This window comes from Methylomicrobium agile (genome assembly GCF_000733855.1).
Lineage (GTDB): Bacteria > Pseudomonadota > Gammaproteobacteria > Methylococcales > Methylomonadaceae > Methylomicrobium > Methylomicrobium agile.
In genome coordinates this window covers 850,673-872,127 of sequence record NZ_JPOJ01000001.1, presented here as the reverse complement: position 1 = coordinate 872,127, position 21,455 = coordinate 850,673, and the positions used below count along the sequence as shown (strand labels likewise).

Annotated in this window: 25 protein-coding genes; 17 read left to right on the top strand and 8 right to left on the bottom strand. The window is 55.9% G+C overall.

Going from position 1 to position 21,455, the window contains the following annotated elements:
- Positions 1 to 97 precede the first annotated feature (97 nt).
- Entirely contained in the window at positions 98 to 1,105 is a 1,008-nt protein-coding gene (locus tag CC94_RS0104215; RefSeq protein WP_005374209.1) for a transaldolase, read from the top strand.
- Positions 1,106 to 1,213: 108 nt separating this feature from the next.
- Positions 1,214 to 2,293 (top strand): class II fructose-bisphosphate aldolase, encoded by a 1,080-nt coding sequence (fbaA, locus tag CC94_RS0104210; RefSeq protein ID WP_005374202.1) that lies wholly within the window; start codon positions 1,214 to 1,216, stop codon positions 2,291 to 2,293.
- Positions 2,294 to 2,370: 77 nt separating this feature from the next.
- Here fbaA and CC94_RS0104205 read toward each other — a convergent pair whose 3' ends face one another.
- From CC94_RS0104205 to CC94_RS0104185, 3 genes are all read right to left on the bottom strand, one after another.
- The gene (locus tag CC94_RS0104205) at positions 2,371 to 2,754 is read right to left on the bottom strand and encodes a 4a-hydroxytetrahydrobiopterin dehydratase (protein WP_005374200.1); all 384 of its coding nucleotides are present in this window, start codon (positions 2,752 to 2,754) and stop codon (positions 2,371 to 2,373) included.
- A 524-nt stretch (positions 2,755 to 3,278) separates the two neighbouring features.
- Positions 3,279 to 3,665 (bottom strand): hypothetical protein, encoded by a 387-nt coding sequence (locus CC94_RS24550; RefSeq protein ID WP_245549404.1) that lies wholly within the window; start codon positions 3,663 to 3,665, stop codon positions 3,279 to 3,281.
- Positions 3,666 to 4,596: 931 nt separating this feature from the next.
- Positions 4,597 to 5,109, bottom strand: a complete 513-nt coding sequence (locus tag CC94_RS0104185; protein WP_005374195.1) for a hypothetical protein — start codon at positions 5,107 to 5,109, stop codon at positions 4,597 to 4,599.
- 305 nt (positions 5,110 to 5,414) lie between these two features.
- Here CC94_RS0104185 and CC94_RS0104180 point away from each other — a divergent pair, with 305 nt between their 5' ends.
- Entirely contained in the window at positions 5,415 to 6,020 is a 606-nt protein-coding gene (locus tag CC94_RS0104180; protein WP_005374194.1) for a peroxiredoxin, read from the top strand.
- Positions 6,021 to 6,105: 85 nt separating this feature from the next.
- Here the strand turns inward: CC94_RS0104180 and CC94_RS0104175 are convergent, their stop codons facing one another.
- Positions 6,106 to 6,408: a hypothetical protein gene (locus CC94_RS0104175; protein WP_005374193.1), complete on the bottom strand. Its 303-nt coding sequence runs from the start codon at positions 6,406 to 6,408 to the stop codon at positions 6,106 to 6,108.
- A gap of 125 nt (positions 6,409 to 6,533) precedes the next feature.
- Here CC94_RS0104175 and CC94_RS0104170 point away from each other — a divergent pair, with 125 nt between their 5' ends.
- The 6 genes from CC94_RS0104170 (at position 6,534) to CC94_RS0104145 (ending at position 12,388) form a co-directional block, all read left to right on the top strand.
- On the top strand, positions 6,534 to 7,808 hold the full coding sequence (locus CC94_RS0104170) for an AsmA family protein (RefSeq protein ID WP_031429909.1): 1,275 nt from the start codon (positions 6,534 to 6,536) through the stop codon (positions 7,806 to 7,808).
- Positions 7,748 to 8,671 (top strand): AsmA family protein, encoded by a 924-nt coding sequence (locus tag CC94_RS0104165; protein ID WP_084675291.1) that lies wholly within the window; start codon positions 7,748 to 7,750, stop codon positions 8,669 to 8,671. Before CC94_RS0104170 ends, CC94_RS0104165 begins: the two co-directional genes overlap by 61 nt.
- Positions 8,672 to 8,677: 6 nt before the next feature.
- Positions 8,678 to 9,754, top strand: a complete 1,077-nt coding sequence (gene mutY / locus CC94_RS0104160; protein WP_031429907.1) for an A/G-specific adenine glycosylase — start codon at positions 8,678 to 8,680, stop codon at positions 9,752 to 9,754.
- Positions 9,738 to 10,010, top strand: a complete 273-nt coding sequence (locus CC94_RS0104155) for an oxidative damage protection protein (protein ID WP_005374190.1) — start codon at positions 9,738 to 9,740, stop codon at positions 10,008 to 10,010. The genes mutY and CC94_RS0104155 overlap by 17 nt, the downstream gene beginning before the upstream one ends.
- A gap of 66 nt (positions 10,011 to 10,076) precedes the next feature.
- Positions 10,077 to 10,742, top strand: coding sequence for a response regulator (locus tag CC94_RS0104150; RefSeq protein WP_031429906.1), 666 nt, complete (start codon positions 10,077 to 10,079; stop codon positions 10,740 to 10,742).
- On the top strand, positions 10,742 to 12,388 hold the full coding sequence (locus tag CC94_RS0104145) for an ATP-binding protein (protein WP_036303714.1): 1,647 nt from the start codon (positions 10,742 to 10,744) through the stop codon (positions 12,386 to 12,388). Before CC94_RS0104150 ends, CC94_RS0104145 begins: the two co-directional genes overlap by 1 nt.
- On the opposite strand, the gene CC94_RS0104140 is transcribed toward CC94_RS0104145, so the two are convergent.
- Entirely contained in the window at positions 12,363 to 13,217 is an 855-nt protein-coding gene (locus CC94_RS0104140; RefSeq protein WP_031429904.1) for a fumarylacetoacetate hydrolase family protein, read from the bottom strand. The two genes, CC94_RS0104145 and CC94_RS0104140, sit on opposite strands and share 26 nt — an antisense overlap.
- 109 nt (positions 13,218 to 13,326) lie before the next feature.
- Here CC94_RS0104140 and rpe point away from each other — a divergent pair, with 109 nt between their 5' ends.
- The 6 genes from rpe to murI all read left to right on the top strand — a co-directional run bounded on the left by rpe (position 13,327) and on the right by murI (position 18,988).
- Positions 13,327 to 14,001 carry a ribulose-phosphate 3-epimerase gene (rpe, locus tag CC94_RS0104135; protein ID WP_031429903.1) on the top strand — a complete coding sequence of 225 codons (675 nt, stop codon included), beginning with the start codon at positions 13,327 to 13,329 and terminating at the stop codon, positions 13,999 to 14,001.
- A 128-nt stretch (positions 14,002 to 14,129) separates the two neighbouring features.
- Complete coding sequence (trpE, locus tag CC94_RS0104130; protein WP_031429902.1) at positions 14,130 to 15,617, top strand: anthranilate synthase component I; 1,488 nt, start codon at positions 14,130 to 14,132, stop codon at positions 15,615 to 15,617.
- Positions 15,614 to 16,204, top strand: coding sequence for an anthranilate synthase component II (locus CC94_RS0104125; RefSeq protein ID WP_031429901.1), 591 nt, complete (start codon positions 15,614 to 15,616; stop codon positions 16,202 to 16,204). Before trpE ends, CC94_RS0104125 begins: the two co-directional genes overlap by 4 nt.
- Before the next feature lie 114 nt (positions 16,205 to 16,318).
- Complete coding sequence (gene trpD, locus CC94_RS0104120) at positions 16,319 to 17,353, top strand: anthranilate phosphoribosyltransferase (protein ID WP_031429900.1); 1,035 nt, start codon at positions 16,319 to 16,321, stop codon at positions 17,351 to 17,353.
- A complete protein-coding gene (gene trpC, locus CC94_RS0104115) occupies positions 17,350 to 18,150 on the top strand; it encodes an indole-3-glycerol phosphate synthase TrpC (protein ID WP_005374177.1) in 801 nt (266 codons plus the stop codon). The genes trpD and trpC overlap by 4 nt, the downstream gene beginning before the upstream one ends.
- A 4-nt stretch (positions 18,151 to 18,154) precedes the next feature.
- Positions 18,155 to 18,988: a glutamate racemase gene (gene murI, locus CC94_RS0104110; protein ID WP_245619699.1), complete on the top strand. Its 834-nt coding sequence runs from the start codon at positions 18,155 to 18,157 to the stop codon at positions 18,986 to 18,988.
- Here the strand turns inward: murI and CC94_RS23565 are convergent.
- Positions 18,912 to 19,181 (bottom strand): hypothetical protein, encoded by a 270-nt coding sequence (locus tag CC94_RS23565; RefSeq protein WP_157203368.1) that lies wholly within the window; start codon positions 19,179 to 19,181, stop codon positions 18,912 to 18,914. The genes murI and CC94_RS23565 overlap by 77 nt on opposite strands.
- A 15-nt stretch (positions 19,182 to 19,196) precedes the next feature.
- Here CC94_RS23565 and CC94_RS0104105 point away from each other — a divergent pair, with 15 nt between their 5' ends.
- Positions 19,197 to 19,928 (top strand): pteridine reductase, encoded by a 732-nt coding sequence (locus CC94_RS0104105; RefSeq protein ID WP_031429898.1) that lies wholly within the window; start codon positions 19,197 to 19,199, stop codon positions 19,926 to 19,928.
- Here CC94_RS0104105 and folK read toward each other — a convergent pair.
- Positions 19,917 to 20,417 carry a 2-amino-4-hydroxy-6-hydroxymethyldihydropteridine diphosphokinase gene (gene folK, locus CC94_RS0104100; RefSeq protein ID WP_031429897.1) on the bottom strand — a complete coding sequence of 167 codons (501 nt, stop codon included), beginning with the start codon at positions 20,415 to 20,417 and terminating at the stop codon, positions 19,917 to 19,919. The two genes, CC94_RS0104105 and folK, sit on opposite strands and share 12 nt — an antisense overlap.
- Positions 20,414 to 20,773, bottom strand: a complete 360-nt coding sequence (gene folB / locus CC94_RS0104095) for a dihydroneopterin aldolase (RefSeq protein ID WP_031429896.1) — start codon at positions 20,771 to 20,773, stop codon at positions 20,414 to 20,416. Before folB ends, folK begins: the two co-directional genes overlap by 4 nt.
- A 94-nt stretch (positions 20,774 to 20,867) precedes the next feature.
- Between folB and plsY the strand changes: the two genes are divergently transcribed.
- Positions 20,868 to 21,452, top strand: coding sequence for a glycerol-3-phosphate 1-O-acyltransferase PlsY (gene plsY, locus CC94_RS0104090; RefSeq protein WP_031429895.1), 585 nt, complete (start codon positions 20,868 to 20,870; stop codon positions 21,450 to 21,452).
- Positions 21,453 to 21,455: the final 3 nt, after the last annotated feature.

The window sequence follows — 21,455 nt, the reverse complement described above, 5'->3', positions numbered from 1 at the left end:
AATTGAATCATTCAGTAGTTTCGTACAAATACGAGTTGTGATAATATTGGGAAGGCATTTGTTTTTTAATTATAATTATTCATTTAAGGTGCACATTATGGCTAAGAACTTATTGGAACAACTCAGGGAAATGACCGTAGTCGTCGCCGACACCGGGGACATTCAGGCGATCGAAACCTTCAAGCCGCGCGATGCGACGACCAATCCTTCGCTGATCACCGCGGCGGCCCAAATGCCTCAATATCAAAGTATCGTCGACGATACTTTGAAAGGTGCGCGCAATACGCTGGGGCGCGGCGCGACCCCGGCTGAAGTGGCTAACTTGGCGTTTGACCGCCTGGCGGTTTCATTCGGATTGAAAATTCTCGAAATCATTCCGGGCCGGGTTTCAACCGAAGTCGATGCGCGTCTGTCCTACGACACTGAAGCGACTATCGCAAAAGGCCGAGAAATCATTGCTCAGTATGAGGCGGCCGGCGTTTCCAAAGAACGCGTACTGATCAAGATCGCTTCAACCTGGGAAGGCATTCAGGCGGCGGCAGTCCTGGAAAAAGAAGGCATTCACTGCAACTTGACGTTGCTGTTCGGCCTGCATCAGGCGATTGCCTGTGCCGAAAACGGCATCACGCTGATTTCTCCGTTCGTCGGACGCATCCTCGACTGGTATAAGAAAGATACCGGCCGCGATTCTTATGCGCCGGCAGAAGACCCGGGTGTCGTTTCCGTGACCTCGGTCTATAATTATTACAAGAAATTCGGCTACAAGACCGAAGTTATGGGCGCGAGCTTCCGTAACATTGGTGAGATTACCGAACTGGCGGGTTGTGATCTGTTGACCATCGCGCCGTCTTTATTGGCCGAGCTGCAATCGACCGAAGGCGAGCTGCCGCGCAAGCTGGATCCTGCGAAATCCGTCGGCATGGCGATCGAAAAAATTACGATGGACCGCGCGACATTCGACCGCATGCATGAAGAAAACCGCATGGCGACAGACAAGCTGTCCGAAGGCATCATCGGTTTTGAAAAAGCTCTGGAATCTCTGGAAGAGCTGTTGGCCAAGCGTCTGGCCGAGTTGGAAAATCAACCGGAAGCCGTCGAAGCGTAAGTCGCTGAAGTTCCCGGCATCGGCAAGTCCGGTGCCGGTTTCTTTTGTCCGATAAAAATGTGGCAGGATGCTTTTGCACCTCAGCTTAACCATTGTTAACAATTCATTATGTCGAAAAAAATTTTAGATGTAGTTAAACCCGGCGTTGTGACCGGAGAAGATGTGCAGAGAGTGTTTGCGATCTGCAAAGAAAATAACATGGCGCTGCCGGCAGTCAATGTGATCAATACCGATTCGATCAATGCCGTGCTGGAAGGCGCGGCGAAAGCCAAATCAGTGGTAATCATCCAGTTCTCGAACGGCGGCGCATCTTTCGTGGCCGGCAAAGGTCTGAAGCTGGAAGGCCAGAAAACCGCGATTCTGGGCGCCATTTCCGGTGCCCAGCACGTGCATCTGATGGCCGAATATTACGGTGTGCCGGTTATTCTGCACACCGACCATGCGGCAAAAAAACTGCTGCCGTGGATTGACGGACTGCTGGATGCCGGCGAGAAACGTTTCGCGGAAACCGGAAAGCCTCTGTTCAGCTCGCACATGCTGGACCTTTCCGAAGAAAGCCTGAAAGAAAACATCGAGATTTGCGGCGAATACCTGAAGCGCATGTCCAAAATGGATATGACGCTGGAAATCGAGCTGGGCGTAACCGGCGGCGAGGAAGATGGCGTGGATAATTCCGACGTGGATCATTCCCAGCTTTATACGCAGCCCGAAGACGTGGCTTATGCCTATGAGCATCTGAGCAAGATCAGTCCCCGCTTCACTATCGCGGCTTCGTTCGGCAACGTACACGGCGTTTACAAGCCGGGTAACGTCAAACTGACTCCGAAAATTTTGGACAATTCGCAAAAATATGTGTCGGAGAAATTCGGCTTGCCGGCCAAAACCCTGAATTTCGTTTTCCACGGCGGTTCGGGCTCTACTCCGGAAGAAATTGCGGAATCGATCAGCTACGGCGTCGTGAAGATGAACATCGATACCGACACCCAATGGGCAACATGGGAGGCCATCATGAATTTCTACAAGAAAAATGAAGGTTACCTGCAAGGCCAGATCGGCAACCCCGAAGGCGACGACAAGCCAAACAAGAAATACTACGATCCGCGTGTGTGGCAGCGGGAAGGCGAGCTCGGCATGGTCAGTCGCCTGCAGCAGGCCTTCATGGATCTGAATTCGGTTAACTCGCTGTAACGGGTTCCGGAAGTTACAGGCTTGCGGCGCGCCGCAAGCCTGTAGCGTATCCTTCCAAAAAGCGCGGCTCGCGCCGATCAGTCGTATTTAATGTATTTGAAGCGGGGATCGTCCGGTGTTCCTTCCAAAGCGCCGCCTTCCTTGCCCGGCTGCCACATCACCACTTCTTCTATCTTGTGTGCCAGCTCAAAGTCTTTATTCGTAATGCCTTTGGCGGCATGATTCATCAACTTGACGATCACGAAAGCATAGGAAACGGTCAAATCAGGGTGATGAAAAGCGGCTTCCGCCAGATGGCCGACCGTGTTGACTACCATCAGCGTGCCTTTCCAGCCGCTGGTTTTGTATTTGCGGCGTATCCAGCCATTTTCGAGATACCAATGCGGCAATTCTTCCTTCAGCCGCTCTTCCACTTCGTTATCTGAATAAGTTTCTTCGTGTTTGCGTTCGCGCCAGCCCATGATCAACCTCCTGCCTACTGGATGACAGGAGGATTGTAAACCATTTGCCATCTCTACCGGAGAATTATATTGGACGCTGGTGGTCGGGAATGTCGGGGGAGTTCGGCAAAGATGCGTTATCGGTAGGCAAACGATTGATTCATATGAAATATGAATTGCCGACGGTGAAAAAGAAGAATTACGTGAAACTTTTCACAAAAATCATTGTTTAGTAAATACAAGAGACTTAGAGCTTGTCGCCACAGAAATTTACAGCGTACAACGCAAAACATTATGTTGAAATTATCCGATAGAAGGACATGGTCATGTTCAAGAAATCAATGGTAGTCATCAATTTGTTAGGCAGCCTCAGCGTATTTACCGTAATGTGTATATCGAAAGGCTTGCACAAATCGAAAAAAATGCAGAGGGAGCCGTCCGTCGGGAATCGCTCGGTGAGACAGTAGCGGATTAATGACCCGTGTCGCGTTAACGTTCCGCAGTAAATGGCCGAAAAAGTCGACGGATTGGTTTTTCGGCAGTGTTCACTGAGTGAAACGGCTCATATCGCAGCCTTTCTGATAAAAAGTGAGCGAAGGAGGAAAGGGCGTAACCTCGATCGTTAACGTCGTCTCGCGAATAAAAGCCGAGAGGGGACCGGCTGCAGCTTTATGGAAGTTTTTTGTTAATTGTTCGGTCAGTTTTTCCTGCATCACGTCATCGTCCAGGGAAAACGGGTCGTCCGTCAAATTGGTCTGATCGATCGCCTGTTGCAAAATGTCGGTAGAGAGATTTTGTATTTTGGTTTCAAAATCTTGGAAAATTTCTTTCGGCTTTTCCTGCTTAATGCGGTCGATGTCGTGCGGGTCCGCATAAACCAAGAATGAACCACTGGCTCCCTGCAGCTCGTTTTTGCAGATCCCGCCGTCCATGATTCTGACTAAATTCAGCGATTTACCGTCTTTGATAATCGTCAATGGAGGGTCGATGTAAGGATTATAATCGGGCGGCAGTTCCTCTTGCCGAACCTGCGGTTTAGGTTCGGTTGCTTTGGCGGCGGTATCCGGCTGCGGGGTAGGTTGGGTCGCGCATGCGCTCAACAGCGAAACAACGATAGCGGTAAAGAGTTTTGCCGGGGTATTCATATTGGCTGAAAAAGTAAAATGGATGGCGAAACTTTGACAAAGCCGCCGCGAAGATTTGCGTATTATAATATGAATCTGTTACGGATAAAGTTCGGTTGAGGCGTATTGAAACCGTCTCGAATGCCGAAACACCCTATACAAATCGAATGAGATCGGATTCGGACGTTCGGCCGGGCTTGTTTTTCGGTTTTTCCCGAAACAAGACCGGTAAAGAATCATTCTGTAAACGAGCGGTTAAAGGATATGCTTCGTCAAGCTCGGTCTATGAGGCGAATACGCGAAGGCCATTTTCGGTGCACGATAGATAATGTCAGTCCTCCGGCCTCCCAGCAAAAAACGAACGAATTGATGGCGCATAGCTAACCTGTTGGGTAATGAGACGGGCATTGTGTGCGCTGGTACCTGAATTGTTACGGATATGACGAGAACCGTGAAAAACGGCTGGCCGGAGGGGCGCAAGGAAGATGCGAGAGCGGGCATCCAGCCCGCCGATACTTGGCAGGAGCCGGTTCGAAGAGATGTAACGCGGCGGAATCAATCAGTAAGCGTTCGATCAGAGATTGGACGGAGAGCCAGAATTCGGGCATGAAGCTCCTATCTGCTCGGAAGAAGCCTTCCGCCTGCGGCTCCTTCGGGGTTGGATAAGGGGTTGCGATGGTAGCCGACCGGAAGTTTGGGCGGCGAAATTGATCCGGCGCAACCCGCTGGGAGATCGGCTTTAGGCTACAACGCGCAGCGATTCTTCCTCGTAGAGTCGTTTTTTCTTCCAGCCCGCAAATTTGCTTTCGTCGAATTCCAGATCGTTATCAATCGCGTATTCGTAGCAGCTTCTGAATAGGCGGGCGGTACGGAAAGCGTGCAGTTCGTCGTCCGCGGTAATTTTCGCAATATTGCCGACCTGGAAGGTCTTATTTTTCGATTTGCCGTTGTGAACCCAGAATACGGTATAGCACAGGTAGCTTTTATCCTTACGATGATCGTATTTGATCGTCTTCGAGACGCCGGTGACACCGGTTGTGGTTTTATTCTTCGGCGGCTTTAAAAAACGGGTCTTGCTGCCTTTCAGCACGACCAACATCTGATCGCGCCAGAGAATGGCGGCCTGCAAGGACTTGGCTTTGTTTCCCCATAATTTATGGGAAAAATACCGGCTGCTTTCTTTGCCGCGGCGGACAATACGTACTTGATAACCGAATACGTCCGGTTCGGTAATGTGTTTATTTTTTGCCATGGAAGTGACCCCTCACAAAAACGACATCAGTCTAATAGCGGTAAAGCTAGGTTGCCTATAAACGTAGCGGCTTCAGTTTTAATAATTGAAAGAGTACAGCCGCTATATTTGTAATCCAATGATTACAAATTATGCCTAAAGTTCTGACAAATGCAAGAAAAAAATGACAAATTTATGAAGGCCTTAAGATTCGAAAAAATAATTAATTCCGACCGTTTTGGTGTAGAATGCAGGGATTCCACGCTAGCGTGGCTGAACTTGATATGGTAACTCTTTGCTTTTCATAACTATTTGGAGAAAAAACGATGAGCGTTCTAGTTGGTAAACAAGCACCGGATTTCACCGTTCCCGCCGTGTTAGGCGATGGTCAAATCGTTGATTCCTTCAACTTTTCCGAAGCTACTCGCGGCAAGTATGCCGTTATCGTCTTCTATCCCCTGGATTTTACGTTCGTTTGCCCCAGCGAATTGATCGCGCTAGATCACCGCATCGACGAATTCAAAAGCCGTAATGTGGAAGTGATTGCCGTTTCCATCGACTCGCATTTTACTCATAATGCCTGGCGCAATACGCCGGTCGGCAAAGGCGGCATCGGTCCGGTCCGTTACACGATGGCGGCCGATATCGCTCACAATATCTGCAAAGATTATGATGTCGAAGCGGAAGGAGTTGGTGTGGCTTACCGCGGTTCCTTCCTGATCGACAAAAACGGCGTCGTGCGTCATCAAGTGGTCAACGATTTGCCGCTGGGCCGCAACATGGACGAATTGATCCGTATGGTCGATGCGCTGCAATTCCACGAAGAGCATGGCGAAGTTTGCCCGGCCGGCTGGAACAAAGGCGATACCGGTATGAATGCAAGCCCTGCAGGGGTTGCGGAATATCTGGAAAAAAATTCCGAAAAGTTATAATAACTTTTGAAGGGCTGTCATAAAGGCAGTTGTTTTCGGGCGCATTGCATCGCTGTAATGCGCCCTTGGCGGACGGGCCGCAGGATCAGTTATCGTTGCCCTGCGCCGATTCTTTCGAGGCATTCGCGATCAGCTTCTTGCGAACGAAAATGCTTACGATGATGCCGGCGATGGCCGGAATCTGAGTTACCAGAAAAAGTGAGGTCGGGCTTTTGGTCAGCATGTCGCCGAGCGGGTGCAGCACCGACAGTTTGACCAGCCACCAAGTCAGCCAGTAGCCGACCAATCCTATTACAGCCCATTGCACCGTCGGCTGCCCTCTTTCTTTCGCGGTTAAATAAAACCAGACCAGAATTGCCACGCCGGCGAATTTTGCGAGGTATAACATCGTCTCACCTTTTTGAGTTGTTATTTTGCTAGGCTGCGGCCGGTCGGTCCGGAACGCAGCGATCAGGCGCTAATCATATTCCATATTCGGCCTTTACGGCATCATTTTATCGCAAGGTGAGAATTATGAGGGAAACGCAGAAAGTGTTTGCCGTGATTTTGGGCATATTGGCGTTATTGCTCGCGATCGCGGTCCTGCCGTTTATTGTCGATTCGAATCAGTTCAAGCCTCTGATAGCCGAGGCGGTGAGGGAAAAAACCGGACGCGAAGTCGAATTTGGCGGCGATTTACAGTTGTCGGTTTTTCCTTCGCCGGGGTTGTCGATCGAGGGAGTCCGGATCAAAAACGGTCAGGCGTTTCCGGAAACGGATTTTCTGAGCATCGAGCGGGGAGAAGCTCGGGTCAAATTGTTGCCGCTGCTATTGCAAAAGCGGGTTGAAATCGACCGTGTCGGCCTGCAAGGTTTACGGCTGCATCTGATCCGTACCGAGGCGGGCCTCAATAATTGGAGTCTTGAAGAGCCCAAAAACGGCGCGAATGCAGCCGTTCCTTCTCCCGGCATGGCTCCTCCGGCGGCGACAGCGCCGTCTCAAAAGGACGCGGGGCTGCGGCTCTTTACGATCGGCGGCGCCTCGATGAAAGATTCGAAAATTGTCTGGGACGATCGGCAGGCCGGCAGACGGATGGAGATCGACGGGATCAATCTGGATGTCGGGGCTTTCAACTGGGATCAATTTACCGAGGTGGCGCTGAATTTCTCGATCTTGGAACCGGAATCCGGCTATCGGAACCGGATCGCTTTGCACAGCCGCGCGATGCTCAGGCAGAATCCGGCTGCCGTGAATCTCGCCGGCGCCGAGTTGATCTTGACTCGGGAGGCGAAGGCTCGGCCGGGTAAAACGCTGGCGGCCAGGTTGACCGCGCCGGAAATTATTTTCGAAAAAGACGCGCAAAAACTCCAGGCTCCCAAACTGCATGTCGAGTCGAATGGCGTGTCCGTCGAATCCAGCCTGAGCGGCGCCAATCTATGGAGCGATCCCGACATCCAGGCCGGCATAGAAGTGGCGGAGTTCAACCCGCGCGAAGTGTTGCGGCGCTTCGACATCGCGGTGCCGAAATTTCAGGATGCGCGTGCGTTTACGCGCTTGCAGGCCGGCTTCAACCTGCGCGCAGCGAAAGATACGCTGGCTATCGATGCGTTTCGCGGCCGCCTGGACGATACGCTGCTGCAAGGCGAGGCGCATCTCGAAGGCTGGAAGGCGCCGTCGATCCGTTTTAATTTGACCGGCGATACGCTCGATGTCGGGCGCTATCTGCCGCCGGATGCGAAAAAAACAAGCTGGTCAGCCCGTCCGCGGCGATTGCAGCGGCGCTTGCGAAGCTGCCGGCGGAGCGGCTGAGGAAACTCAATGCGCAAGGCGAGCTGCATTTGCAGCACCTGAAAGTGAACGATATTGTCGCCGACGACCTGCATTTGCAGTTGAATGCGCGGGAAGGGAGCGTCCAAACCCGGCAAGGCATCGGCCGATTTTATGGGGGCCGCTATTCGGGCGGCGTCGATCTCGATGCAAAAGGCGGCGATACGGCGGTGGCCTTGACTGAAAAGATCGATCAAGCCGATATTGAAGCCATTCTTAAGCTTATCGGGAGTAAAATCGGCATGAGCGGTGTGCTGACCGGTTCGGCGGCTTTGCAGGGGCGAGGAAAGGATTTGAAACAGATCAGACAGGGACTGAAAGGGAAGCTGGCCTTCGGGCTCAAGGATGGCGCGATCAGCGATGTGAAATTCCTGAAAATCATCAATCAGGGCATCGGTTTGCTCAATCAGGCGCCGCTGCCGGCAGGCTACGGCGGTGGATTGAAGTTTTCCGAGATATCGGGCTCGGACTCGCTGGCCGGCAGCATCCTGCGGAGCGACGATCTGCTGGTCAAGGCGCCCTTGTTCCGGATGACCGGCAGCGGTTTTACGAATGTCGATACCGGGCTGGCGGATTACCGTTTCGTCACGCACCTCGTCAAGGCGCAGGCGACGACGGCGACGGAACCGGAAAAATTCCACAGCACGCCGATCGTGGTGAATATGTCCGGAACGCTGGAAGACCCCCGCTATCGGCTGGATATGAAAGCCTTGCTCACCGAGAAGAACAAGGCCAAAATCGAGAAATTCCTCGACAAAAACACGGATAAGATAGACAAATTGAAAGATAAACTGGATAAGAAGCTAGGCCCCGGTGTCGGTGATTTACTGGACCGATTGTTCTAGTTGCAGATGATCCGCGTGAACGATTCGACGTTTAACGAGCGCGTGCTTGCCTGGTTCGATCGGCATGGCCGCAAAGATCTGCCCTGGCAGCAGGACAAATCGCCCTATCGGGTGTGGATTTCCGAGACGATGCTCCAGCAGACTCAGGTGGCTACCGTCATTCCCTATTTCAATGCGTTCGTGGACCGATTCCCGAGCGTCGAAGCGCTGGCGAATGCGAGCATTGACGAGGTATTACGCCATTGGTCCGGCTTGGGCTACTATGCGCGGGCCCGCAATCTGCATAAGGCGGCGCTGATTATCGCCGGGCAGGGGAGCTTTCCCGATACGCTGGAAGAACTTCAGCAATTGCCCGGAATCGGCCTGTCGACCGCCGGCGCGATCATGAGCATCGCCTACGGCCGCAGCCATCCGATTCTGGACGGCAATGTCCGGCGGGTGCTGGCCCGTTACCGGGCCGTACCGGGCTGGCCCGGCGAAGCGAAAGTGAACCGGCGCTTATGGGAGCTCAGCCGGGCATTGACTCCCGAACAGCGGGCGGCGGATTATACGCAAGCGATCATGGATCTGGGTGCGACGGTCTGTACGCGCAGCCGCCCTTCCTGCGGCGCGTGTCCTGTCAATGCAGACTGTCTGGCGTTCGGGACAGGACGGGTGAACGATTTTCCAGCGCCCAAACCGGCCAAGGCTTTGCCGGTCAAACAGCGGACTTTTTTGTTGCTCACCGATAGGCACCGGCAGGTTTTTCTCGAAAAACGCCCGCCGGCCGGAATTTGGGGCGGGTTGTGGTGTCTACCCGAGTTCGAGAATCCCGATCAGGCCCTAGGCTGGTGCCTGGATCGCCATATACCGGTCGTCGGGCGGTATGCGATGGACAGGCGGCGTCATACCTTTTCGCATTTTCACCTGGATTTTACGCCGCTGGTGATTCTGACCGACGGCATCACCGGCGGTGTCGGCGAAACCGGATCGCCGATCTGGCATCCGCTTGAAGCGATTGCCAGGCTGGGTCTGCCCACACCGATCAACCTATTGTTGAAACAATATCAAAACCACGAGGACAAACATGGCAAGACTGATTAAATGCGCAAAATTGGGAATGGAACTGGAGGGCTTCGACGAGCCGCCGTTTCCGGGTCCCAAAGGGCAGGAGATCTATGAAAATATATCGAAACAGGCGTGGCAGCAATGGATCGCCAAGCAGACGATGCTGATCAACGAATACCGTCTGGCGAGCTACGACCCGAAAGCCAAGGCTTTTTTGGCGCAGGAGCGGGACAAGTTTTTGTTCGAAGGCAACAACGAGATGCCGGAAGGTTATGTGCCGCCGCAGCCGTAAGCCGGCGGGTTGGCGAGCCAGCAATTAAGATGGCGCGCTTTATATACAATGAGATAGAGAAATTGCATGAGACTTTTGTTAGTTGAGGATGACGAGATCCTCGGAGAAGGACTGGCGACCGGCCTGAAAATGGAAGGCTATGCGGTCGACTGGTTCACTACCGGCAAGCTTGCCGAAGAAGCGCTGAAAAATAACCTTTACGAGTTGATCGTGCTGGATTTGGGGTTGCCGGACATGGACGGCATGGACCTGCTGCGCGATCTGCGCAGCCGCAAGGACGAGACGCCGGTGATGGTATTGACCGCCCGCGACACGATTCCCGATAGAGTGTCGGGACTCGACAGCGGCGCGGACGACTTCGTGATCAAACCGTTCGACCTGACCGAAGTCTGCGCCCGTTTGCGTGCCCTGGCCAGACGGCACGAAGGGCGCAGTACGCCGACCATCGAGCATAAAGGGCTGGTGCTGGATCCGGCCGGCCACATCGTGACTTATAACAATGAAAGAGTCGACCTTTCGCAAAAAAAATTCGAAATCCTGAGTTTTCTGATGGGCAACATCGGCCGCGTCGTTTCCCGGGCGCGCCTCGAAGAAAGTTTGTATTCATGGGATTCCGACATCGAAAGCAATACGGTCGAAGTGCATATTCATTATCTCCGGAAGAAACTCGATCCCTCCTTGATTCGGACGGTCAGGGGGGTTGGCTACATTATCGACGCCGAAGAAGGCTGATGAACTATTCCCTACGGCAACTCCTGCTGGTATCGTTGCTGTCGGCGACGATGGTAGTCTGGGGCGTTACCGCCTACTCGAGCTATAAAGCGACCCGCGACGAGGTTGCCAAACTGTTCGATGCGGAGCTGGTCCAGTCGGGTAAAGTCCTGCTGGCTTTTGTGGACAGCCTGCTGCTGGACGGTTCATTGCCCGATTACTGGAAGCAGGGACGGCTGGAGCGGGGAGGGGAAAAGAGCCCTTTTACCGAAACGTATAAAAGAAAACTGGCCTATCAGCTCTGGTCCGAAGAAAAGGGCGTGCTGTTGGGCTCCGGTAAAAAGCCGGACTTGCTGGAAGACGGCCTGAAAGAAGCCGAACAGGATGAAATGGTATGGCATGTTTTCAACGATTCTCTGAAAGACGGTGCGCTTCGCCTGAAATACGAAAGAAAAGTCGCCTTTCAGTTGTGGTCCAAAGATAAGGGGCTCCTGCTGCGCTCCGAGAGCGCGCCCCAGATTCCGCTTACCGTCGCCAAACAGGGGTTCAGCGAAGTGCAAAGCGAGGGTAGCCTGTGGCATGTCTTCAGCGTGTCGAACAAGACGGGCGATTATGTGATCCATGTCGGCCAGCAGGAGGCGATCCGCCAGCAATTGACCGACGAAATCTCCGAACAGTTGGTTATCCAGTTTCTGGTCGGAATGCCCGTGCTGGCGCTGGTGGTATGGTTTATCATCGGCAATGCGCTGGCGCCGATGAACCAATTGCAAAAAGCGCTGGCGCAGCGCGAAATCAGCTACCTCAAGCCCTTGTCGGTCGACAACCTGCCGAACGAACTGGTGCCGATGGTGAATGCGCTGAATAGTCTCTTCGCTCAGCTTGAGCGAGCCTTCGAGCATGAGCGCCGCTTTACCGCCGACGCTTCGCACGAACTGAGAACGCCGCTGGCGGGGCTCCTGACGCAGGTGCAGGTGGCGCTGAAAACGCAGGACGAGCAGATCCAGCGCCAGGCTTTGAAAAGGATAGAGCAGGCGGTCAACCGGATGAGCTATATGGTCAAGCAGTTGCTGACCTTCTCGCGGATCGATTCCGGTCCCGAATTCCTCGAAAAAACCGGCGTGAAACTGGCTTCGGAGGTTATCCAGGTGATCACGGACCTGGAACACGACGCCTACAGAAAATCGATCGACGTCGAGTTCATCGAGAAATCTTCCGCCGAAATCATCGGCAATCCGCCCTTGATCAATATCCTGATCCGCAATATCGTCGACAATGCGATCAAATATACGCCCGAATACGGCAGCATCCGGATCTATCTGACCGATAAGGAAAAGCATGTGGAATTGCGCGTCGAGGATTCGGGGCCGGGTATCAAGCCGGACGCCTACGAAAAGTCGCTCAAGCGTTTCCACCGCTTGGCCGAGACCGCCAGCGTCGCGCAGGGTACCGGGCTCGGCTTCTCGATCGCGCAGCGGATTGTCGCGATTCACGGCGCCGAATTCAGCCTCGGCGTGTCGGAACTGGACGGTTTGAAGGTGACGGTACTGTTCCCTTATCCGCGAAGAAAAGCCGATAAATCGGCAGCCCACAAACCGGGCGGCTCGGCGCCGGCGGGCGCGCCGTCCAACAAGAAAAGAAACTTCACGGCTCCATCACGACCGGGTTGACCAGCGTCCCGATCCCTTCGATTTCGATTCTGACCGTTTGCCCCGGCTTCAAATAACCGCGCGGGTACATTTTGACGCCGACGCCGGCCGGCGTGCCGGTACTGATCACATCGCCCGGCTCCAGCGTCATCGCCTCGGACAGATAGGCGACCATCTCATAACAGTTGAACAGCATCTCGCCGGTATTCGCGTTTTGCCGCAACTCTTCGTCGACCCGGGTTTTCAGCTCCAGGTTGTGGGGGTCGGGGATTTCGTCCGCAGTGACGATCCACGGACCCAAAGGCCCCGCCGTATCGAACGACTTGCCGATCATCATCGTCGGCGAGCGCGCCTGCCAATCGCGCACCGACACGTCGTTCGCGATCGTGAATCCCGCAATCACTTCGCGGGCTTTTTCGACCGGCACATGGTGGCAGCGCCGGCCGATCACGAACGCCAGCTCGCCTTCGTAATCGAGCTTGTCCGATACTCGCGGGCGCTGAATCGCCGCTCCGGTTCCAATCACGCAGGTGCTTTGCTTGGTGAAGAAGCTCGGATATTCGGGCCGGTCCTTGCCGGTTTCGGCGATATGGTCCGCATAATTCAGGCTGATCGCGAGATATTTGCCGGGCCTTGGCACCGGCGCTTCGAGCTTGACATCCCGGAGCGGGATACGGTGGCTGCCGCTGTCGATCAGCGCCTGCATTGCCGCGAGTGCTTCGCTGCCCGAGGCCAGAAAATCGATCATCCGCGGCGGAATGGCGGGACTGCCGAGGCTGTCGACGACGGTATCGTCAACGACGGCGCCGACGCGGGTGGATTGAGCGTGCGTAAAGGTAACCAGTTTCATCGTGGAAATTTTTCATCACATTGCAAACGGTCATTGTATATCGAAGCCTAGCCGTAAAAAAAAAGTTATAATGGATCGTTTTAACGAGATTAACCGCGAGGAGACGATAATGAACGAAAACTGGATCGCGCCTTCCATTCTGTCCGCCAATTTCGCCAAATTGGGCGAGGAAGTGGATAACGTTCTGGCCGCCGGGGCCGACATTGTGCATTTTGACGTGATGGACAACCATTTCGTCCCGAACCTGACCATCGGTCCTCTGGTTTGCGAGGCGCTCAGAAAACACGGCGTGACCGCCCCGATCGACGTGCACCTGATGATCGAGCCGGTCGACCGGATCATTCCCGATTTCGCGAAAGCCGGCGCCAGCATCATCACCTTCCATCCGGAAGCTTCCGTACACATCGACCGCACCCTGCAACTGATCAAGGACAGCGGCTGCAAGGCGGGTCTGGTATTCAATCCGGGTACGCCGCTGCATTATCTGGACTACGTAATGGACAAGTTGGACATGATCCTGTTGATGTCGGTCAATCCGGGTTTCGGCGGCCAGTCGTTCATTCCGTCCGCGCTGCCCAAGCTGCGCGAAGTGCGCAAGAAGATCGACGACAGCGGCTTGAACATCCGCCTCGAAATCGATGGCGGCGTCAACGGCGCCAACATCCGCGCCATCAAGGAAGCGGGCGCCGACACTTTTGTCGCGGGTTCCGCGATTTTCGGCAAGCCGGATTACAAGAAGATCATCGACGACATGCGTGCCGAGCTCGCGAAAGCCGGTAAATAATTGTTAGTTTCCGTAGGTTGGGTTAGCGAAGCGTAACCCAACATGATGTGTTGCCAATGTCGGGTTACGCTTCGCTAACCCGACCTACGGGTTTACTCATTGCGCAAGGCGCAGTTTGAAGAAACAGAATGACCCCGGAACAATTCAATCAATACGCCCGCCAGGGCTATAACCGCATCCCGGTCGGCCGGGAAGTGCTGGCCGATCTGGATACGCCACTCAGCGCGTACCTGAAGTTGGCCGACGGCGCTTATTCCTATCTATTCGAATCGGTGCATGGCGGCGAACAGTGGGGACGCTATTCGATCATCGGGCTGCCCTGCAAAACGATCGTGAAGGTGATCGGCAACCGGATCAACCTGGAAAAAAACGGCGAGATCGTCGAAACGGCCGTGCTCGACAATCCGCTGCTCTGGATCGAACAATTCAAGGCGCGCTTCAAGGTGCCCGACATCGACGAGCTGCCGCGTTTCAACGGCGGCCTGGTCGGCTATTTCGGCTACGAGACGATTTCGTATATCGAACCGCGGCTCGCCGGCCACGGCAAGCCCGATCCACTCGGCAATCCGGACATCGTGCTGATGGTGTCTGAGGAAATGCTGGTGTTCGATAACCTGTCCGGCAAACTGCTGCTGTTGACGCATGCGGACCCGGCCGAAGACCGGGCTTACGAGCGGGCGCAGCAGCGCCTGCATGAATGGTCGATCAAGCTGCGCGAAGTGCAGGCCAAGCCGGCACGGCATACGGCACCTCGCAAGGTCAACGAATCCGATTTCGTCTCCGGTTTCACCCAGCACGGTTTCGAGGAGGCGGTCTGCAAGGCGAAGGAATACATCACCGATGGCGACATCATGCAGGTGGTGCTGTCGCAGCGGCTGTCGATCCCGTATGCCGCCGCGCCGTTGAACCTGTACCGGGCCTTGCGCTGCCTGAACCCGTCGCCGTACATGTTCTTCCTGAACCTCGGCGACTTCCATATCGTCGGCTCGTCGCCGGAAATCCTGGTCCGCCTCGAAGACAACATCGTGACGGTCCGTCCGATCGCGGGTACTCGCCGCCGCGGCGCTACCCAGGAACTGGATCTGGCGCTCGAAAAGGAACTGCTGGCCGATCCGAAAGAAATCGCCGAACATCTGATGCTGATCGACCTCGGCCGCAACGATACCGGCCGCGTCGCCGAAATAGGCAGCGTGCAGTTGACCGACAAGATGATCGTCGAACGTTATTCGCACGTGATGCATATCGTCTCGAACGTGATCGGCCGGCTGAAACCGGGCAAGAATGCGTTCGACGTACTTGCCGCGACCTTTCCGGCCGGTACCGTCAGCGGCGCGCCGAAAATCCGCGCGATGGAAATCATCGACGAACTGGAACCGGTCAAGCGCGGGGTTTACTCGGGCGCGGTCGGCTATATCGCCTGGTCCGGCAACCTCGACACCGCGATCGCAATCCGCACGGCGGTGATCAAGGACAACACGCTGCACATCCAGGTCGGTGCCGGGATCGTCTACGACTCGATCCCGCGCAACGAATGGGACGAAACGATGAACAAGGGCCGTGCGATCTTCCGTGCGGTCGGCATGGCCGAAGCCGGACTCGAAGGAGAAGGAGCATGAGCGCAATCAAATTGGTGATGATCGACAATTACGATTCGTTCACCTACAACCTGGTGCAATATTTCGGCGAGCTGGGCGCGGACGTAACGGTCGTGCGCAACGACCAGGTCACGGTCGATGACATCGAGCGCCTGTCGCCCGATAAGATCGTCATTTCACCGGGCCCCTGCACCCCGCGGGAAGCCGGCGTTTCGGTCGAAGCGATCATGAAATTCGCCGGCCGCTATCCGATCCTCGGCGTTTGCCTCGGCCATCAAAGCATTGGCTACGCGTTCGGCGGCAACATCATCCACGCCAAAGCGATCATGCACGGCAAGACCTCCGAGGTCTACCACCACAACGTCGGCGTGTTCAAAGGGCTGAAAAACCCCTTCACCGCGACCCGTTACCATTCGCTGGTGATCGAACAAGCAACCTTGCCCGATTGCCTCGAAGTCACCGCCTGGACCCGGGGCGAAGCCGGCAAACTCGACGAAATCATGGGCGTCCGCCACAAAACGCTCGATATCGAAGGCGTGCAGTTCCATCCCGAGTCGATCCTGACCGAGCACGGGCATGACCTGTTGCGGAATTTCCTGGAACGATAAAATGTAGGGTACGCTGCGCGTACCATTCCGAATGCCTTGACGGTACGCCGGATAACATCGAAAACGGTATGCACAGCATACCCTACAAGCCTGGCTCATTAAGCAAACCCGCTGATGCAAATCCAACAAGCCCTGCAAAAACTGCTCGATAAACAGAATCTGACGCACGACGAGATGCGCCGGGTGATGCTCCGGATCATGGGCGGCCAGGCGACCGACGCGCAGATCGGCGGCTTTTTGATCGCGCTGCGCTGCAAAGGCGAGACGATCGACGAAATCGCCGCGGCGGCCGAAGTGATGCGCGAACTGGCGAGCCAGGTGCCGGTTACCGGCGAGCACCTGATCGATACCTGCGGCACCGGCGGCGACGGCGCGAACACGTTCAATATCTCGACCACCTGTGCGTTCGTGGTCGCGGCGGCGGGCGCGAAAGTCGCCAAGCACGGCAACCGTTCGGTGTCGAGCCGTTCCGGCAGTGCGGACGTGCTGGAGGCCGCCGGCGTGAATCTGGATCTGAGCCCCGAGCAGGTTGCCGATTGCGTCGATCAGCTCGGCGTCGGCTTTTTATTCGCGCAAAAACTGCACGGCGCGATGAAGCATACCCGCAACGCTCGCCGCGAAATGGGCGTCAGGACTTTGTTCAATCTGCTCGGTCCGTTGTCCAACCCGGCCGGCGCGCCGCACCAATTGATCGGCGTGTTTGCGAAGGAATGGGTCGAGCCCTTGGCGAAAGTATCGAGAAAACTCGGCAGCCGACACGTACTGGTCGTGAACGCGGACGACGGACTCGATGAAATCAGCATCGCCGCACCCACGAACGTGGCCGAACTGAAAGACGGCGCTATCGCGACCTATACGGTCACGCCCGAGCAATTCGGCCTGCAGCGCGCAAGTTTGGCGGAACTGGCGATCGACGACGCCGAATCGAGCCTTGCAATGATGAAAGCCGTGCTCGATAACCGGCCCGGCCCCGCGCGCGACATCGTGGTGCTGAACGCCGGCGCCGCGATCTATGCGGCGAATCTTACCTCTTCGCTCGAAGCCGGCATTGCCAGAGCCGATGCGCTGATCGCCAGCGGCGCCGCGCGCGCGAAGCTGGATGCCCTGATTGCTTATTCAAACTCTATGAACACTCCATTGACGCTATGACCGATACGCCCGACATCCTGAAAAAAATCCTCGATACCAAAGCCGAAGAAGTCAGCCGCCGCAAGGTGCGCACGCCGATCGTCGACCTTGAAAGTTTCGCCGAGAGCGTCGAAAAACCGCGCGGATTCTATCAGGCGCTGCTGGGCCGGGTCCTGATGAAAAAACCGGCGATCATCGCCGAAATCAAGAAGGCTTCGCCGAGCAAGGGCGTGATCCGGGAAGACTTCCAGCCGGTCATGATCGGTCAGGATTACGCGATGAACGGCGCGACCTGCCTGTCCGTGCTGACCGACAAGGAGTATTTCCAGGGCTCCGAGGTGTACCTGCAACTGGTCCGCGAGCGTTGCCCGTTGCCGGTCTTGCGCAAGGACTTCATGATCGACCCGTACCAGGTCTATGAAGCGCGCGCTTTAGGCGCGGACTGCATCCTGCTGATCGCCGCCGCGCTCGAAGACGGCCAAATGCGCGAGCTGGCCGAACTGGCCGCCAGGCTGGGCATGGACGTGCTGGTCGAAGTGCATAACGAGGAGGAACTGCACCGCGCGCTGCAGCTCGACACCAAACTGATCGGGATCAACAACCGGAACCTGCGCACCTTCGAAACGACGCTGCAGACGACGCTGGATTTGAAGGCGCAAATTCCCGAAGACCGCCTAGTGATTACCGAAAGCGGCATCCATATGCCCGACGACGTGAAGCTGATGCTCGATAACGGCATTTATGCGTTTCTGGTCGGCGAAGCGTTCATGCGCGCGGACAGCCCGGGCCAGAAAATGCGCGAATTGTTCGGTTTATAGGATCTTGGCGGTTTTGCGTTCGAATGCCGATCCGGTCGGCGTCTTCGATTCCGGCGTCGGCGGGCTGTCGGTGCTGAGCGAGATCCGGCGTCAATTACTCGCCGAAAACCTGATTTATGTCGCCGATTCCGGCCATGCGCCGTACGGCGACAAGCCCCAGGCGTTCATCGAAAAGCGGTCGTTCGCGATCAGCCGGTTTTTGCTCGACCGCGGCGCGAAAGCGATCGTGGTCGCCTGCAATACCGCGACCGGGGCGGCGGTGGCCTCGCTGAGGACTCGTTTCACGCTGCCGATCGTGGCGATGGAACCGGCGATCAAGCCGGCCGCCGCGCAAACCCGAACCGGCGTGGTCGGCGTGCTCGCCACCAGCCGGACGCTGGCCAGCCACAATTTCGTCAAGCTGTTCGAGCGTTACGGTGCCGAAGCCGAAATCCTGCCGCAAGCCTGCCCGGGTCTCGTCGAGCAGGTCGAGGCGGGCGATCTGGCCGGTGAAAAGACGCGTAGCCTGCTCGAACGCTATCTGGCGCCGCTATTGGCCAGAGGCGCCGATACGCTGGTGCTCGGCTGCACCCATTATCCTTTCCTCCGCGCCTTGATTCAGGAAATTGCCGGACCGGATGTCGCAGTGATCGATTCGTCCGAAGCGGTCGCCCGCCAGCTTTGCCGGCGTCTCGAAGCGCATGGTTTGCTGAATGAGGCGAATGAGCCCGGCTCCGACCGGTTTTGGACCAGCGCCGATCCGGCGATGAGCGGGCCGGTGATTACGCAGTTATGGTGCCGGGATGTGAGCGTTGATCGTTTGCCTGAAGCCAAGGTTCATAAGGCTCCCGAGCATTGACCACTTGCCGCGCCGTCAGTCCGGCCAAGACGCTCGGATAATCGCGCCGGGGTGAAGCGCCGGTGTCGTAGGTCAGGCTGTCGCCGAAAGCGAGAATGATCCCCTGATTCGGCAACTTGCTCAGCGAGGCGGAGGACTTGCCGCAGGCGGTCAGCGCAATCAGCAACGGAAGAAAAAGTGGAAGGATTTTCATGGCGGAGTAGGATCGATGCAAAAAAACGTACTGATAACCGGCGCGGCCAAACGGATCGGCGCCGCCTGCGCGCGGCGGCTACACCGGGAAGGCTGTCATGTGATCGTGCATTATAAGTCGTCGGAACGGGAAGCGCTTGAACTGTGCGGCGAATTGAACCGGCTGCGGCCGGCTTCGGCCAGCGCGCTGCAGGCCGATCTGCTGGACAAGGATCAGCGGGAACGGCTTGCCGGAACTGCGCTGGAAATCGGCGGAGGCATCGACGTTCTGATCAATAATGCCTCGGCATTTTATGCGACGCCTTTCGGCGAGGTTTCCGAAGCGCAATGGGACGACCTTCTCGGCAGCAACCTGAAAGCGCCGTTTTTTTTAGCTCAGGCTTTGCGGGATACCCTGAAGGCCAGGCAGGGATGCGTCGTGAATATCGTCGACATTCATGCCGAACGCGGCTTGCCCGATTTCTCGGTGTACAGCCTCGCAAAGGCGGGGCTCGCGGCGATGACCCGTGTTCTGGCCAAGGAAATGGGGCCGGAGGTCCGCGTCAACGGCGTGGCGCCCGGCGCCATCATCTGGCCTGAGCACGATCTGTCAGACCCGCACAAGCAGGAGATTCTGCAGCGCGTGGCCCTGAAACGAAGCGGCGAGCCGGACGATATCGCGAAAGCGGTTTCGTTTCTGGTCCGGGATGCCGATTACATGACCGGCCAGATACTGACCATCGATGGCGGGCGCACCTTATTCTATTGACGACCAGCCCCGTTTGACCCGTTTTTGCGCGAAACCGTCCTTGTCGAAGCGCTCCCATAGATCGCGGTAACGGATGCCGCTGACCGGATGCCGCAAATCGCCGGCGATTTCGGCAAGCGGTTCCAGAACGAACGCATAGCGTTCGATTTCGTCGCGCGGAATCTGCAGGCCGTCGTCGTTGAGGATCAGGTCGCCGAACAGGATCAGATCCAAATCGAGGGTTCGCGATGAAAATTTTTTGCATCCGCGCGTGCGGCCGTGATCCAGCTCTATCTGCCGGAGCTGTTTCGCGATCGTTTTGACGTTCAGGTCGGAGTCGAAGCCGACGACCAGGTTGTGGAAGGTAGCTCCGTCGAAGCCGACGGGTTCGGTTTCGTATGTGCTCGAAACCACCAATCCGCCAAAAAGCAGGGACAGCTCGCGCAATGCGCTGTGGATATTTCTTTCCTTTTCGATGTTGCTGCCGATGCTGATATAGCCTCTGGTCACTGCCTGCGATCCCCTCGTTCGATTATGATGCCGACATCGCTGGCGCCGCTGATCGCGCCTTTCTTGTTCAACGTCAGTTTGACCCAAGGTACCTGAAATTCGTTCTGGATGATTTTGACGATTTCCACCGCGAGCTTCTCGACCAGAAAAAACTGGCTCTCCTCGACGAAGCCGATGATCCGCTTGGAGACTTTTTTGTAGTCGAGCGCGTACTGGATGTCGTCGGTTTCGGCGGCTTTTCCGATGTCGAAGCCCATTTCGATATCGAGCACCACGCTTTGTTTCGTTTCCCGTTCCCAGTCGTAAATGCCGATGATCGTTTTGATCTCCAGCCCGCCTAAAAAAATGATGTCCATGGTAATTTTCCGGTTATGATGAGCGCTTTTTTAAAAGCGCTAAGTATCGGGGAATTGCCCCCGGCTTACAAGTTTTGATTGACGAAAGGTGTATATGATTGAGTGGTTGTTTGTTCCTGCGGCCTATCTGATAGGCTCGGTCTCCAGTGCGATTATCATTTGCCGGCTGATGGGCCTGCCCGATCCGCGCGAGCAGGGCTCCGGCAATCCGGGAGCGACCAACGTGATGCGGATCGGCGGCAAAAAGGCGGCGGCCGCTACCTTGTCGGGCGATTTGCTGAAAGGATTGATTCCGGTTTACGCCGCCCATCTGCTCGGCGTGCCGGCCGGACTGCTCGCCGCAACCGGCCTTGCGGCTTTCATAGGACATCTTTACCCGATCTTTTTCGGGTTTAAAGGCGGCAAGGGCGTTGCGACCACGATCGGCGTGCTGTTCGGCTTTTCCTGGGTGTTGGGCCTCGCTTTCGTCGCGACGTGGCTGCTGATGTACAAGGTCGGCAAAATTTCGTCCCTGTCCGCGCTGACCGCGGCGGTACTGGCGCCGGCCTATGCCTGGTTCATCGTCGGCAATCCGATGCTGGTCGTAGCGGTGGCGCTGATGACAGTAGTGCTGCTGTGGCGGCATAAAAGCAATATTCAGCGGCTGTTGGCCGGCGAGGAAAAGACGATCAAGTCTTGAAGG